This window comes from Aquimarina longa SW024, assembly GCF_001401755.1.
Taxonomy (GTDB): domain Bacteria; phylum Bacteroidota; class Bacteroidia; order Flavobacteriales; family Flavobacteriaceae; genus Aquimarina; species Aquimarina longa.
In genome coordinates this window covers 1-1,226 of sequence record NZ_AVQK01000089.1, presented here as the reverse complement: position 1 = coordinate 1,226, position 1,226 = coordinate 1, and the positions used below count along the sequence as shown (strand labels likewise).

At 33.3% G+C, this 1,226-nt stretch carries 2 protein-coding genes; both read left to right on the top strand.

Annotation, left to right across the window (positions count from 1 at the left end):
- On the top strand, nucleotides 1–779 hold a 779-nt coding region (locus N456_RS24395), incomplete at its 5' end, for a hypothetical protein (RefSeq protein ID WP_158447865.1).
- Nucleotides 776–1,226: DUF4280 domain-containing protein (locus tag N456_RS09030; protein ID WP_148639273.1), on the top strand; the 451-nt coding region annotated here is incomplete at its 3' end. The genes N456_RS24395 and N456_RS09030, both read left to right, overlap by 4 nt.

The following is a 1,226-nucleotide window of genomic DNA, read 5'->3' as shown; positions in this document are numbered from 1 at the left end:
TTATCAATGCTACTACCCAAATACAATATGTCTTAGATGTAGCGTATGTTTCATCTATTGGCAGTGATTATAACTGTAGGTTAAATCGGCAACAATTTTTTAGTAATGGTAAACAATCAAAACGATTAGTAGATGTCTTGGCAGAAAAATGTATGAATGCGATCTATCCTATTCATTTTTTGGTAACTCCTTTTGGAGAGATGAAATCAATTGTAAACTTTGTAGAAGTTAAGCAACGCTGGGAGACATCTCTAAAAAAACTAAACGTAGCATATAAAGGAGAATTTGCAACTCAATATTTTGATCAGATCAATCAAAATCTACAGAATGAGGGTACATTTTTAGAATCATTAAAGAATGATAGTTTATTCAGTATATTTTTCTTTAAAATAGTAGCATTATATGAAAAAAATCAAATCAAAAATAATGTAACCTATTCATTTCCTGTAGTGCCATATCAAGCACTTTCTAATTTTATTGGGACTCAAAAAATCACATCAGATGATAAGGGTATGTACATTAATTTTAAAGGAGAAGAAGAAAAAAAAGGAATATTAGAAATCACTCATTGTATAGACAAAGAAGATTTTACGATACAAAAAGCAAGAGCATCCTACCGCCAAAAAGACAATGAAGAAGCTATTATATATAAAATAACAAAGCTTACTGAACGGCAAAAGAAGTACAAAGAAAAAATAGAAGCTAAAGAAGAAATCCCCAAGGAATTAGTGAAAAAGAAAAAATGGTTTCCACTATTCAAAAAAAAGAATCTGATATGAGTGATGTAGCAATAGTATGCCAAGGAGCATTATGTAAATGTAAGTATGGCAATACTCCAGACCAACTAAAAATTGTTAGTACACATAAGGAGTACATTAATGAAACTGAAGGCAGTCAAAAAATGATTGCTACCACAATGGATATTGGGCAACCCTTTGAAGCAAAAACCTTTGGGCAATGCAAGTTACAACCTACTACGGGTGGTTTTTTACCTTGTGTACCTAGTATTTTGCAATGGCAAGATTTCTATGATAAAACAACAGTAAGCAATCAGGGAAAAATCCTAACAGAAAAAAGCAAAGCGATATGTGCCATTGCAGGTGCGCCATGCGTAGAGATTACATTTCATGGTCAGACTGCTTCCCCTACACAATCACAAGCAGATCAGGCAGACCAAGCTGTACATAGTAGTCTTAATCCACTAGCAAGACCACAGGGGGCAATAG